Here is a 13198-nt window from a genome sequence, read left to right as displayed (position 1 = left end):
CTTCGGGCTCTGGGCGGGGGCGCGGGCCGGTTCAGCCGGCGCCGGTCGCGGCGGGCTCGGCGTCGAGGACCTCGCAGTAGGCCGCCTCGGTGGCGGCGGCGACCTGGCCCCAGCCGTAGCGGCTCAGGACGCGGCGGCGGCCGGCCGCGCCGCACGCCGCACGGGCCGCCGGGTCGGCGAGCAGTCCGGCGACGGCGCGGGCCAGGGCCTCGGGGTCGCGGGGCGGCACCAGCCGTCCGGTGCCCGGGTCGGCGACGGTGTCGAGCTGCCCGCCGACCGCGCTGGCCACGACGGGCACGCCGCAGGCCATGGCCTCCAGCGGGACGATGCCGAAGGGCTCGTAGTCGGCGGGGCAGACCACCAGGTCGGCGGAGCGCAGCAGCGCGGGCACCTGCTCGCTGGGCACGGCGCCGGTGAAGCGGACCCGGTCGGCGACGCCGGCGTCCCGGGCGATGCCGCGCAGCCGGCGCACCTCCGGGTCGTCGTCGAGCCGGTCGGCGGGCGGCCCGCCGACCACGACCAGCTCGGTGCCGGGCAGCCGGGCCAGCGCGGTGACGGTGACGGCGGCGCCCTTGCGCGGCACGAGCCGGCCCAGCTGGAGCAGCCGGTGCGGGAGGGGGCCGCGGGGCGCGGCCGGGCCCTTGGGGGTGAACCGGTCGGTGTCGACGCCGCACGGGACGATGCCGACCTTGTGCGGGGGGATGCCCATGCGGGCCAGTTCGACGGTCTCGTCGCGGCAGGTGGCGATGACGCGGTCGCAGCCCAGCCCGATCTCGGTCTCGCCGGGGATCCGCTCCGGCGGGCTGGTGTCGGCGAGCCGCTGGTGCCGCTTCTTCACCGTGCCGAGGGCGTGGTACGTGTGCAGCAGGGGCAGGCCCCGCTCGCGGGTGGCACGCAGGGCGGCCAGGCCGGACATCCAGTAGTGCGAGTGGACGAGGTCGGGGGCCCTGGTGCGCCAGCTGCGGGCCAGGTAGCGGCCGAACTCGCCCATGTAGGGCAGCAGCGCGTCCTTGGGGAGCGGCTCGGCGGGCCCGGCGGGCACGTGGTGCACCTCGACGCCGTCGCGCAGCTCCACCCGGCAGGGCAGGTCGGAGGCGTCGCGGCGGGTGTAGACGGTGACGCGGTGGCCCCGGTCGGCGAGGGCGCCGGCGAGGCAGGCGACGTGGACGTTCTGTCCGCCCGCGTCGACCCCGCCGAGCGCGGCGAGGGGGCTCGCGTGCTCCGAGACGAGGGCGATCGCGAGGACGCCCGGGTCGAGGGGGTCGCCGCCGAGCGGTCCGGCGGGGAAGGGGCTGAGGGACGGGGTCATGAGCACACCTCCGTGATCAGGCGCTCCCAGTCGGCCAGGAAGCGCTTGAGCCCGTAGCGTTCGAGGGCCGCCTGCCGGGCCCGGGCGCCGTCCGCGGCCGCGGCCTCGGGTTCGTGGAGGTAGCGGCGGGCGGTGCGGGTGAGGACGTCGGGGCGGGTGGAGAGGGTGCCCGCGCCGGGCGGGACGGCCTCGACGGCTCCGGTGGTGGCGAGCGCCAGCACGGGCAGGCCGAGGTGCATGGCCTCCAGCAGGGACAGGCCGAGGGAGGTCCAGCGCACCGGGTGCAGGTACATGCGGCGTTCGGCCAGGGCCGTGTGCAGGTCGCTCTGGGCCAGGTCGGCGGTGCGGCAGCGGTCGGGTGGCAGGCCGAGGTGTCCGGCCAGGCCTTCGGTGCCCATGCCGAACACGTCGAGCGGCACCGCCTCGGCCAGGGCGGGCAGCAGGTCCGTGCCGGTGTACCGGGCGCGCCGCACGGGTTCGTTGACGACGACGGCGGCGCGGGCGAGCCGGCCGGTGTAGCGGTGGCCCGGGTCGACGATGCCGTGCTCGACGACCTCGGTGCGGGTGGTGCCGCAGTCCCAGAAGAGCCGGTTGAAGTGGGTGACGTGCACGATCGTCAGATCGGTGCGGTCGGCGCACGGGTGGCGGGTGTCCGGTACGGCGCCGTCGGGCGCGTTGTGCTCCAGGTACAGCGCGGGCACGTCGCGGCCGGGGCGTCGCCCGCCGAGCCACCGCTCGGCCAGCTCGATCTCGTGCGGGCGTTGCAGCAGCACCAGGTCGACGGGTGTGTCGCGGAGTTCCTCGGGGGTGGCCTCGCGGACCGTGGCGGGCCAGGAGAAGGTGCGGGCCCGTCCGAGGCCGTCCGGGTCGCGGCCCGGGGTGACGGGGACGAGGTAGGTGTGCGGGCCCTGGACGAACGCGGTCGTCCAGGAGCCGTGCACGTGCCACAGCAGGATGTTCATACGGTCGCTCCTCGCTCCGTGTGTTCTCCCTGGTCCGCGGGGTCGTCCGTGAGGGCGGCCACGGCCGCGAGCACCTCGGCGTCGCCGATCGCGTCGAGGCAGGGGTGTCCGGGGACCGGGCAGTGGCGTGCCCTGGTGTCCGCGCACGCGGCGTGCGGGTCGCCGAGCAGGACGTGCGGGACGCCGTAGGGGGCCCAGCGCTCGGCCGGCACGACCGGCGCGAAGAGGCTGACGACGGGCGTGCCGACGGCGGCGGCGAGATGCGCCGGGCCGGTGTTCCCGGCCACCACGACCCGCGCTCCGGCCAGGACTCCGGCGAGCTGGGGCAGGCCGGTGGCGCCGCCGAGGTCGAGTGCGTGCCGGCCGGCGACCCGGGCGGTCAGCTCCCGTTCGGCGCGGCCGCCGGTGACGACGACGCGGTGGCCCTCGGCGGACAGCGCGGCCACGGCACGTGCCGCCCGCCCGGGGCTCCACGCCCGCGCGGGCACGGCGGCGCCGGGGTGCACGACGATGTACGGCTCGGGGCCGGTGAGGCCGGTGGTGGGGGGCGGCGGGGTGACGCGGAGCCTGCCGTCGTCGCCGGGCGGCAGCGCGAAGCCCGCGGCGCGGGCCAGGTCGAGGGCGGCCAGGGCCTCGTGCCGGTGCGGGAGTCTGCGGTGCCGCAGGTCGAGGAGCGCGCCCGGGTAGTCCTCGCTGTCGGCGGCGGTCCGACCGATCCCGGCGAGCTTCAGCAGCAGGGCGGCCGGCAGCGGGCTCTGGTGGTACGACACGAGCACGAGCGCCCGGTCGAAGCGGCCCGCCGTGAGCGTCTCCATCAGCCGCCGGGTGGCCGTCCGGGTGATCGGCGGCGGCTCCAGCCCGACCCAGGGGGCGTCGTACGTCAGCACGTCGTCCACGCCGGGCAGCATCCGGCCCGCGGCGGCGCCCTGCGGCCCGCACAGCAGCGCGGTGTAGGAGGACCCGGCCGCGACGGCCCGTACGGCGGGCCCGGCCAGGAGGACGTCACCGGCGCTGTCGAGGCGGACGACGAGGGTGCGGGGGCGGCGGAACCGGGAGGGGGTCATCGCACCTCCCCCGCCGGCACGGCCGGGGTGAGGGCGAGGCGTACCGCCTCCGGCAGGTCCGCTGCCGTGGTGCCGCACTCCGCGACCTCGGCGGGCCGGGTGGCCGCCGTGGGAACGAGGACACCGCGGGCCCCCGCGGCCCGGGCGGCCGCCACGTCGGCCCCGATGTCGCCGATGACGACGGTGTGTTCGGGCGGCACGCCGAGGCTGCGGCAGGCGGCCAGCACCAGGCCGGGGGCCGGTTTGCGGCAGCCGCAGCCCTCCCCCGGCCCGTGCGGGCACACGGCCCACACGGCGAACGGCCCGAGCAGCTCCTCCACCCGCAGGCGCACGTCCTCGACCTGGCGGCGGGTCAGCAGGCCCCGGGCCAGACCCGACTGGTTGGTCACGACACCGACGGGCACTCCGGCGGCGCGCACGGCGTCGACGGCCCCCCGGGCGCCCGGCATGAGCGCGACCCGCGAGGGGTCCCCGTTGTAGGGGACGTCGGCGACGAGCGTGCCGTCGCGGTCGAAGAGGACGGCCGCGGGGAGCGCGCGGCCGGGCCGGGGCGGGCGCGCGTCGGCCGGTTCGTGCGTCGTGGAGAGCAGCCAGGGGCGGGTCATGATCGCAGCCGTTCCCTGACGGCCGGGCGGGGCGCGGGTGCCGGCTCCCCCGTCGCGAAGGGGGTGTGCGGCCGGGCGGTACGGTGCGCCAGCTGCCCGCGCAGCCAGTGCCAGGTCGCGGCGGGCGGGACGAGCACGCTGGTCAGGGCCATGGTGAGCACCTCGTCCCGGGTGCGCGGCCCGGGCAGGATCCGGGCCAGGGCGAACTCGGCGGTGCCGGTCAGCCACGCGGCGGCGCAGGCCGCGGCCGGCCGGTGCCGGCCGAGCAGGGCGCAGCCGAGCGCCGTCACCCCCGCCCCGGTCACCGCCAGGTGCACGGGCAGGCGCCCGCGGGACGCTTCCGCCCGGCGCCACCAGTGGCGGCCGTGCAGCCGGGTCATCAGCACGTCGTCGGCGTTGCCTGCCTGGAGCCGGACGGAGATCCAGCGCCCGGCCGGCCGTACGGGGTGGGTGGTGGTGCGCCGGCCGCCGGTGAGGGTCCAGCCGGCGTCGAGCAGGCGCAGGGCGAGGTCGGCGTCCTCCCGGAAGGCCCGGCGGAAGCGTTCGTCGAAGCCGCCGACGGCCACCAGTGCCGCCCGGCGGTACGCCATGTCGGCGGTGATCCAGTGGGCGGTGGCGAGCCCGGCCGTGTTGCGCTCCCAGTCGGTCGGGCGGCGGTCGGGGGGCAGGGGGACCTCGATCCGGGCGGTGATGCCTGCGGTCCGGTCCGTGGCCGCGGCCAGGTCGAGGGTCAGGTCGTCGGCCCAGGTGGGTCCGGGGACGACGTCGTCGTCGAGGAAGACGATCCAGGGCACGTCTCCGGCCGCCCGCCAGCCGAGGTTGCGGGCCGCGGCGGGTCCGCGCGCGCCGCCGGGTACGACGAGGGTGCGCAAGCGCAGGGACGGCGGCACATCGGCGGTGAGGAACGTACGGGACCGGTCGGGACGGTCGTCGACGAGGACCACCCGGACCGGCCCGGGCCCGGCCGCCTCGGCGAGGGCGTGCAGGCAGGTGCGCAGGCTGGGCCGGCCGAGGGTGGGGATGACGACGGCGTACTCGGCGTCCGGGGCGAGGGCGTCGGTGTCGGTCATCGCAGGCCTCCGGCGTCGTCGCCGCGGAAGTCGGTACGGAAGAGGTCGCCGCGCCGGATCGCGTACGGGCCGATGGCCAGCAGGTCGACGGGCGAGGAGCCGAAGCACTCCAGGGCGTCGCGCGGGTCGTCGACCATGGGCCGGCCGGCCGTGTTGAGGCTGGTGTTGACGACCACGGGCAGTCCGGTGAGCCGCTCGAACTCGCCGAGCATCCGGGCGACCAGGGGTTCGCGGGCCGGGTCGACGGTCTGGATGCGGGCGGTGCCGTCGACGTGCACGACGGCGGGGATCCGCTCCCGCCATGCCGGGGCGACGTCGTGCACGAACAGCATGTAGGGGCTGGGCAGCGGACCGTCGAAGATCTCGGCGGCGCGGTCGGCGAGGACCATCGGGGCGACGGGCCGGAACTGCTCGCGGCCCTTGACGTCGTTGAGCCGTTCCAGGTTGCCCGCGTGCCCGGGGTGGGCCAGCAGGGAGCGGTGGCCGAGGGCGCGCGGGCCGTACTCGGAGCGGCCCTGGAACCAGGCGACGATCGCGTTGTCCGCGAGGGCCCGGGCGACCGTCCCGGCGATGTCCGGGGGCCGTTCGAAGGGGACGGCCGCGGTCTTCAGCCAGGCGCCGAGTTCCGCGTCGGACCAGTCCCGGCCGAGGTCGGCGCCGGTCATGGGCTCGGGTTCGTCGCCCTCGCCTGCGGACAGCAGCAGGGCGCCGCCCAGGGCGGTGCCGGCGTCACCGGCGGCGGGCTGCACCCACACGCGGGCGAAGGGGCCCTCGCGGGCGATGCGGGAGTTGGCGACGCAGTTGAGGGCGACGCCCCCGGCGAGGGTGAGCACGCTGTCGTGGGTGCGGCCGTGCAGCCAGCGCACCAGGTCGAGCAGGGTCTCCTCCAGCACGGCCTGGGCGCTGGCGGCGACGTCGGCGTGGTCCTGCGTCCAGGGCTCGTCGGGCCCGCGCGGCGCGCACAGCTCGGGCCAGGGCACGCCGGTGGCGTGGAAGCCGCCGTCGCCGGTGGGGTACACGTGGCGGCGCAGTTCGGCGAGCATGCGCGGTCTGCCGTGCGAGGCGAGGGCCATCACCTTGAACTCGTCGGAGGAGCGCAGGAAGCCGAGGTGTCCGGTGAGTTCCTCGTAGACCAGGCCGAGCGAGTGCGGGAGTTCCTGGGCGTGCAGGGCCTCCAGCCGGTCCCCGACGCGGCGGGCGGCCAGGTGGGAGGCGCGCTCGCCGCGGCCGTCCAGGACCAGGACGGAGGAGTTCCCGGCGTCCGGTGCGGCGAAGGCGCTGGAGGCGGCGTGCGCCATGTGGTGCGGTACGAAGCGGACGATGCCGGGGGCGAGCCCGGGCAGGGCCGTGCGCAGGAAGCCGGGCGCCTCGCGGGCGTAGGTGAGCCGCAGGTGGTCCCAGGGGTCGTCCAGGCCCATGTCCGCGGCGGGCCGGGCGAGCGCCGGGTCGAAGGAGTAGGTGACGGCGTCGAGGTCCTGCGGGCGCAGCCCGGCCCGCTTCAGGCACCAGGCGGCGGCCTTCTCGGGCAGCTCCCAGGCGGAGAACGGCAGGGGCCGCTTGCCGTGCTTGCGCCGGGAGAACCGCTCCTCCTCGGCGGCGGCGACGGTCCGCCCGTCGATCACCAGGGCGGCGGCGGGATCGTGGAAGAGGGCGTTGATTCCGAGGATGCGCATGGGGGTGGCCGGCCTTTCGGCGTGCTTCGGGAACGATGTTCTGTGGCGGTCCTCCGGACGGAGGGAGGAGGGCCGGGCGCGGCGGTGGGGGCGGGCCCGGCCGGCTCAGTCCTCGGTTTCGTCCTCGCGGAACCAGGCGATCGTGCGCCGCAGCCCTTCCTCGGCGCGCACCTGCGGTTCCCAGCCGAGCTTGTCGCGGGCGAGCGTGATGTCCGGGCAGCGCACGGCCGGGTCGTCCACCGGGCGTTCGATGAAGCGGATGTCCGAGGGGGACCCGGCGAGTTCGACGACCAGCCGGGCGAGGTCGAGCATGGTGATCTCGGTGGGGTTGCCGATGTTGACGGGGCCGCGCATGCCGTGGGCGGCCGCCGCGAGGATGCCGCGGACGGTGTCGTCGACGTAGCACAGCGAGCGGGTCTGGCGGCCGTCGCCGGTGACGGTGAGGGGCTCGCCTGCCAGGGCCTGCCGTACGAAGGTCGGCACGGCGCGTCCGTCGTGGCCGCGCATCCGGGGGCCGTAGGTGTTGAACAGCCGCACGATGCAGGTGTCGGTGCCGTGGGTCTCGGCGTGCGCGGTGGTCAGCGCCTCGCCGAAGCGCTTGGCCTCGTCGTAGACGCTGCGCGGTCCGACGGGGTTGACGTTGCCCCAGTAGCGCTCGTCCTGGGGGTTCTGCTGCGGGTCGCCGTAGACCTCGGAGGTCGAGGCCAGGACGAAGCGGGCCCGGGAGGAGTGCGCGAGTTCGAGGGCGTTGCGGGTGCCGAGGCTGCCCGTCTCCATGGTGTGCAGCGGCAGGCGCAGGTAGTCGGCCGGGGACGCCGGGGAGGCGAAGTGCAGGACGAGGTCCGGCGGGCGCTTGACCCGCAGCCCCTCGGCGACGTTGGCCTGCACCAGCGTGAAGCCGGGCCGTTCGAGCAGGGGCGTGATGTTCTCGGGCCGGCCGGTGCTGAAGTCGTCCACGCAGGTGACGGTCGCGCCCGCGTCCAGCAGGGCGGCGCACAGGTGGGAGCCGACGAACCCGGCGCCGCCGGTGACGACGGCGTGCTCCCAGCTCCGTGAGAGGGCGATGGTCATGGGGGTCTCTCCTCCGTCAGCGGCGTCACTGCCCGGCGCGACGGCCGTCGGAGGGTGGCCGGAGGCCGTCGAGCCCACGATCAGCGTCCGCCGACCCTGCGGGCGGGGCACGGTCGCGTACGGCAAACCGGTGAGTGACGGAGGGTGAAGGGCTGCGGGCGGCCCCTTGTTCGCGCAGGTCGCAGGGGGGAGAGGGGAAGGCAGGGAGCGGAGGCGGCCGTCCAGCCGGCGACGGGGAGGCGCGGCCACCCGCGGGGCGGCTCGGGCGGTCCGCGTCAGGCGATCAGCGTGCGGCCCGGGTTCAGGCGGTCGAGGAGCTGGGAGTGGTGCAGGGCGGCCACGGGCGCGAGCAGGTCCGGGTGGCGCAGCAGGGCGGCGGCGCTGCGGTCGCGGTCGTCGGGGGCTACGAGGCGGCGGAACTCGGCGGACGCACCGGTGCCCTGGCCGTTCCCGTCGAGCGCCGCCACCGCCAGCGAGGCAAGCTCCGGGTCGGTGAGCAGACTGGCCGCCCAGCTCGCGACGACCTCGTCCACCCAGGTGCGCCAGGGGTGCGCGTCCACGTCTTCGCCCAGGCCAGCGTCGGCGCCCGTGACCCAGTCGAGCCGCGCGGAGCCGCCGGGGCCCGCCATGCCGAGCAGGGCGGCGTCCATCGCCGTCGGGTACCTGAGCCACGCCGCGACCGTCACGGCCTGCCGGGCCTGCACCTCGCACAGGGCGGAGGCCAGTGCGCCGCCGGAGGCGGGGAAGGCGCGGGTCAGCCACTGGGCGGTCGCCGCGATGACAGGGGAGAGATCTGCTTGCACTGCCGGGCCGTCCGAAGGAGGGGAGCGGGAATTCTGGTCGTAGACGGTAACCGCCGCTTCCCGTGCCCGGGCGTGATCGGGACCTCGTCCGTGACGTGGCCTCGGCCACATCACGCCGGGCCGCACGCACGGGGACGCCGGTCCCGTTTCGTGCCGGACGGGCCGGGCACCCGGCCCGCGTGCTCTCCCACGGACCCGAACCCGCTGGTCGGACCCCGTCGCCGGGGCGTTCGCCGCGCTTCGACGGCTGGATCGCGGGGATCGGCACGGCCTCCGGCACCCGTGTGGTGCTCGGGCACTGGGCGAGGTCGCCGTTCGGGCCGTTCAGCGACGTGATGGTCGAAGGGGCCGACGGGTGGCGGCTGCTGCTGGCGCCCTCGCGGGAGACGGCAGACTTCGTCGCCGGCACGTACGTCTTCGACGAGGTCCGCGTGGTGCCGGTCCGGGTGCGGATCACCGGCCGGTCCTGGACGGTCTCCGCACCGCCGCTCGACCTGCGCTTCAGCACCGGCCGGAGGAATCTGACAGGCCTCGCGCTGCGGGCGGTGCCGGGGCGGCTCGCCACCCGCCCGGGCTGGATCGCGCTGTGGGACCGGCCCGCCCGGCTGCTGCTGGGCGCGCGCACCCACGGCAGCGCCCGGGCCGGCCGGCACCAGTGGTACGGCGCCCGGGACCTGCACCCGGTCGTCTCGGCCACTGTCCGCCACGACGGCGAGAGCCTCGGTGCCCTCGCCCCGGTCGAGCCTCCCGTGCGGTTCGGGTCCGGCTCGACACCCCGCAGCCCCTGCGTCGTGCGCGTCACCACGAGGGTGGCCGTGGAGCAGGGCCGGAGTACGACGACAGGAGCAGCGTCATGACGGAACAGCGAACGGGTGCGCCGGGCGCCCAGCGTGCCCCGGCCACGGACATGTCCCTGCTGGGCATCTACCTCAACGACCATCTCGCCGGTGCCACCGCCGGTACCGCGCGGGTCCGCTACCTGCTGCGCTCGTGCCGGGGCACGCCACTGGCCGACGCGCTGGCCCCGGTCGCCGACGAGATCGCCGAGGACCGGGCGAGCCTGCTCGGCGTCATGCGGCGGCTCGACGTCCCGGTGCGCCGCTACAAGGTCTACGCGGGCCGGGCGGTCGAGCAGGTGGGGCGGCTGAAGAGCAACGGCAGCCTGGTGCGACGGTCCCCGCTGAGCACGCTGTGGGAGCTGGAGGCGCTGCGGCTGGGGGTGGAGGGCAAGGCGGCCGTCTGGCAGACGCTCCGTGATCTGTCCGCCACGGACCAACGTCTCGACGCGCGGCAGCTCGACGAGCTCATCGCACGGGCCGGCCGGCAGCAGGCCACGCTGGAGGAACTGCGCCGCAGGCAGGTCGGGGTCGCCTTCCGCGAGGCCTGAGACCGCCCCGAGGCCTGGCCGGGCGGCCCGGGCTCACCAGAACCTGCTGCTGAGCGCGGGCTGGTGGGCCAGCTCGACGGCGTCCCGCAGCCGCAGCGCGACGCTGATGGTGGCGCGCAGCGCGGAGGGGCGTACGGTCTGCGCGGTCTCGGTGGCGAGGACCAGCAGGCAGCCGGCCGCCTGCTCGACCACCGACAGGGGGAGGATGAAGTCGCTGTCGGCGGCCCCGCGGAACGCCTTCAGCGGGATCGCGGCGCCGTCGATGGCCCGGCGCGCGGCCTGCTCCAGGTGCTGTGCGGCCTGTTCGCACACGGGGGCGGGCAGGGCGATGGTGCGCTGGAACGGTGAACTCGTCATGACCCGACTGCTCCCCCGGCGGCGGCCGGTTCTGTCGGCGGGCGGCGGGATTTCACCGTCCCGCGTGACCGGTCGGCCGCGGTCGTACGCTGGGTGCCGATCAGGCTCGGAGTTCAGGAGGAGTACGGATGACGGCCCCCACGGATGTCGCGGTCCGGTTCACCGGGCGGGCTGTCGAAGCGGAACGGCCCCTGTCCGGGAGCCTCGCCGAGGTCACCCTCGACGACGGGCGCATGGTGGTCGTCAAACGGTCCGGCGAGCCCGGGGCGACACGGGCCGAGGCGGCCGGACTGCGGTGGCTGGCCGGGGCCGGGTCCGTGCGGCTGCCGGCCGTGCACGGGCACGACGAGGGCTGGCTGGTCATCGACCGGGTGCCGGACGGGCGGCCGAGCCGGGAGGCGGCGGTCCGCTTCGGCCGGGACCTGGCCGCCCTGCACGCCGCCGGGGCGCCCGCGTTCGGCGCGCCGCCGCCGGACGGGCCGGCGGACGCGTACATCGGGCTCGCCCCGATGCGCAACGAGCCCGGCACCGACTGGCCGCGCTGGTACGCCGAGCAGCGCGTGCTGCCCTATCTGCGGCGCGCCGTCGACCAGGGCACCGTACGCCCCGGCGAGGCGACCGATGTGGAACGCCTGTGCGAACATCTGCCCGGCCTCGCGGGGCCCGCCGAGCCGCCGGCGCGGCTGCACGGCGACCTGTGGAGCGGCAATGTGCTGTGGGCGGCCGACGGGCACGTCTGGCTGATCGACCCGGCCGCGCACGGCGGGCACCGCGAGACGGACCTGGCGATGCTGCACCTGTTCGGCTGCCCGCACCTGGAGGCGGTGCTGGCCGGCTACCAGGAGGAGGCGCCGCTCGCCGACGGCTGGCGGGACCGCGTCGGCGTGCACCAGCTGTTCCCGCTGCTGGTGCACGCCGTGCTGTTCGGCCGGGGTTACGCGGAACAGGCCCTCGCGGTGGCCCGTTCGGCCCTGGCGGGATGAGCGGTCAGCGCGTGACGACGTGCCGCTCGTCGGGGACGCAGTGGGTCATGGTGAGGCCCTCGACGTCCCGCGGCTGGTTCTTGCCCAGCCTGGACAGGCGTTCGCGGTCCTCGTCCGTCAGGTCCTGGCTCGCCAGCGGCTCCAGACCGGCCACATCTTCCGGGCCGATGCCGAGTCCTTCGCCGACCCGCAGGCCGAGGTCGTTCTCGACCAGCAGGAAGTGCCACACCATGCGTTCCTGGATGGCCCGGTCGCACTGGGACAGTTGACCGATGAAGTTCTTCACCAGGTCGTCGCGCTCCCAGTCCTCCATCAGCAGGTAGCGCTGACCGGCCTGGAGGTAGTCGTTGGTGCGGGGGATGCGCTTGCGGGTGAGTCGGCCGGTGATCTCGGGGCCCTGCTCGTCGTGGGTCGGGTACGCGGCCTCGCGCAGGCCGCCGGTGATCGACGGCTCGTAGTTGACCTGCGGGTTCTCTCCGCCGCCGTCCTGGTGGTACGCCATCTGGCCGTCGCGCTGGTTGGTGCGCACGTCGGCGTTCTTGGCCTGGTTGACGGGCAGCTGGAGGTAGTTCGGGCCGACCCGGTAGCGCTGGGTGTCGCTGTAGGAGAAGGTCCGGCCGACGAGCATCTTGTCGTCGGAGAAGTCCAGGCCGTCGACGAGGACGCCGGTGCCGAAGGAGATCTGCTCGTTCTCGGCGAAGAAGTCCTTCGGCATGCGGTCGAGCACCATCCGGCCCACCGGCTTCGGCGGGAAGTCCTGCTCGGGCCAGGTCTTGGTGTCGTCCAGCGGATCGAAGTCGAGCTCCGGGTGGTCGTGGTCGTCCATCAGCTGGACGAGCAGCTCCCACTCGGGGTACTCACCGCGCCCGACCGCCTCGTACAGGTCCTTGGTGGCGTGGCCGAGGGTGTCGGCCTGGACGTTGGCCGCGTCCTCCTCGGTCATGCTGCGCACGCCCTGCTTGGGCATCCAGTGGTACTTGACCAGCTTGGTCTCGCCGTCGGCGTTGACCCACTTGTAGGTGTTGACGCCGAAGCCCTGCATATGGCGGTAGTCGGCGGGGATGCCGCGCGGGCTGAACAGGTTGACCAGCATGTGCATGGCCTCGGGCGTCTGCGACATGAAGTCGAAGATGCGGTTCGGCTGCTGCTCGAAGGTCACCGGGTCGGGCTTGAGGGCGTGGATGACGTCCGGGAACTTGATGGCGTCGCGGATGAAGAAGACGCCGAGGTTGTTGCCGACGAGGTCCCAGTTGCCGTCCTCGGTGTAGAACTTGACGGCGAATCCACGCGGGTCGCGGGCGGCCTCGGAGGAGTCGCGGCCGCCGATGACGGTGGAGAAGCGGACAGCCACGTCGGTGCGTTTGCCGCGCTCCTGGAACAGCTTGGCCCGGGTGTAGCGGCTGATCGGCTCGTCGCCCCAGGTGCCGTAGGCCTCGAAGTGGCCGTAGGCGGTGACGCCGCGGGCGTGTACGACGCGCTCGGGGATGCGCTCCCGGTCGAAGTGGCTGATCTTCTCCAGGAACTGGTAGTTCTCCAGCGTGGCCGGGCCGCGGGCGCCGACCGTGCGCTGGTTCTGGTTGTCGTAGACCGGATGCCCCTGGCGGTTGGTGAGGACCTTGCGGTCGTCGCCCGGAGCGGGACCGGTGCCGGATACGTCCGTCATAAGCGTGGGCTCCTTCGGCTCGGGACCGGCGGCCGGCCGGGGTCGCGCCGCGCGCAGCCGCCCGGCCGGTCGTGGCGGGACGGCCCGGGTACCCGGAGGCGCGGGGTCAGTCACGTCCCGCGGACCACTCCCGCGAGCCGCCCGGCGGCCGGGCGGGCCCCTCCTCGCACACGGACCGGATCTCCGCGAGCAGGGCGGCGTGGTCCCCGCCGCACGCGGCCGCGTACACCGCGTCCAGGACCGTCCGGAGC

General features: G+C 75.5%; 13 protein-coding genes. 3 read left to right on the top strand and 10 right to left on the bottom strand.

Translation table 11 applies throughout. The features are described 5' to 3' along the window. Window positions 1-31: 31 nt before the first annotated feature. The 8 genes from ABZ386_RS33315 to ABZ386_RS33280 all read right to left on the bottom strand — a co-directional run bounded on the left by ABZ386_RS33315 (window position 32) and on the right by ABZ386_RS33280 (window position 8557). Window positions 32-1309 carry a glycosyltransferase gene (locus ABZ386_RS33315; protein ID WP_356617654.1) on the bottom strand — a complete coding sequence of 426 codons (1278 nt, stop codon included), beginning with the start codon at window positions 1307-1309 and terminating at the stop codon, window positions 32-34. Beyond that, on the bottom strand, window positions 1306-2271 hold the full coding sequence (locus ABZ386_RS33310; protein WP_358967293.1) for a glycosyltransferase: 966 nt from the start codon (window positions 2269-2271) through the stop codon (window positions 1306-1308). The genes ABZ386_RS33315 and ABZ386_RS33310 overlap by 4 nt, the downstream gene beginning before the upstream one ends. Then, window positions 2268-3335, bottom strand: coding sequence for a glycosyltransferase family 9 protein (locus ABZ386_RS33305; RefSeq protein WP_351345676.1), 1068 nt, complete (start codon window positions 3333-3335; stop codon window positions 2268-2270). The genes ABZ386_RS33310 and ABZ386_RS33305 overlap by 4 nt, the downstream gene beginning before the upstream one ends. After that, entirely contained in the window at window positions 3332-3940 is a 609-nt protein-coding gene (locus ABZ386_RS33300) for an HAD-IIIA family hydrolase (protein WP_351345673.1), read from the bottom strand. The genes ABZ386_RS33305 and ABZ386_RS33300 overlap by 4 nt, the downstream gene beginning before the upstream one ends. After that, complete coding sequence (locus ABZ386_RS33295) at window positions 3937-5010, bottom strand: glycosyltransferase (RefSeq protein ID WP_358967290.1); 1074 nt, start codon at window positions 5008-5010, stop codon at window positions 3937-3939. The genes ABZ386_RS33300 and ABZ386_RS33295 overlap by 4 nt, the downstream gene beginning before the upstream one ends. After that, entirely contained in the window at window positions 5007-6683 is a 1677-nt protein-coding gene (locus ABZ386_RS33290) for a carbamoyltransferase C-terminal domain-containing protein (RefSeq protein WP_358967287.1), read from the bottom strand. Before ABZ386_RS33290 ends, ABZ386_RS33295 begins: the two co-directional genes overlap by 4 nt. A 105-nt stretch (window positions 6684-6788) precedes the next feature. Next, window positions 6789-7754, bottom strand: a complete 966-nt coding sequence (locus ABZ386_RS33285) for an NAD-dependent epimerase/dehydratase family protein (protein WP_351345664.1) — start codon at window positions 7752-7754, stop codon at window positions 6789-6791. A 275-nt stretch (window positions 7755-8029) separates the two neighbouring features. Continuing rightward, window positions 8030-8557 (bottom strand): hypothetical protein, encoded by a 528-nt coding sequence (locus tag ABZ386_RS33280; protein ID WP_356504527.1) that lies wholly within the window; start codon window positions 8555-8557, stop codon window positions 8030-8032. Window positions 8558-8736: 179 nt separating this feature from the next. Between ABZ386_RS33280 and ABZ386_RS33275 the strand changes: the two genes are divergently transcribed. Together ABZ386_RS33275 and ABZ386_RS33270 are read left to right on the top strand one after the other, a co-directional pair. Continuing rightward, window positions 8737-9414, top strand: a complete 678-nt coding sequence (locus tag ABZ386_RS33275; RefSeq protein ID WP_351345658.1) for a hypothetical protein — start codon at window positions 8737-8739, stop codon at window positions 9412-9414. Then, window positions 9411-9944 carry a hypothetical protein gene (locus tag ABZ386_RS33270; protein WP_351345655.1) on the top strand — a complete coding sequence of 178 codons (534 nt, stop codon included), beginning with the start codon at window positions 9411-9413 and terminating at the stop codon, window positions 9942-9944. Before ABZ386_RS33275 ends, ABZ386_RS33270 begins: the two co-directional genes overlap by 4 nt. A gap of 33 nt (window positions 9945-9977) precedes the next feature. Here ABZ386_RS33270 and ABZ386_RS33265 read toward each other — a convergent pair whose 3' ends face one another. Then, on the bottom strand, window positions 9978-10301 hold the full coding sequence (locus tag ABZ386_RS33265) for a hypothetical protein (protein ID WP_351345652.1): 324 nt from the start codon (window positions 10299-10301) through the stop codon (window positions 9978-9980). Window positions 10302-10429: 128 nt separating this feature from the next. On the opposite strand from ABZ386_RS33265, the gene ABZ386_RS33260 reads away from it, so the two are divergent. Further along, window positions 10430-11284 carry a fructosamine kinase family protein gene (locus tag ABZ386_RS33260; RefSeq protein ID WP_351345649.1) on the top strand — a complete coding sequence of 285 codons (855 nt, stop codon included), beginning with the start codon at window positions 10430-10432 and terminating at the stop codon, window positions 11282-11284. Between the two features lie 4 nt (window positions 11285-11288). On the opposite strand, the gene ABZ386_RS33255 is transcribed toward ABZ386_RS33260, so the two are convergent. Continuing rightward, the gene (locus ABZ386_RS33255; protein ID WP_356617648.1) at window positions 11289-12947 is read right to left on the bottom strand and encodes a catalase; all 1659 of its coding nucleotides are present in this window, start codon (window positions 12945-12947) and stop codon (window positions 11289-11291) included. Window positions 12948-13198: the final 251 nt, after the last annotated feature.

Source organism: Streptomyces sp. NPDC006140 (assembly GCF_040628815.1).
Lineage (GTDB): Bacteria > Actinomycetota > Actinomycetes > Streptomycetales > Streptomycetaceae > Streptomyces.
Note: the sequence above shows the minus strand (reverse complement) of the source record. Positions and strands in the feature narration are given on the sequence as shown.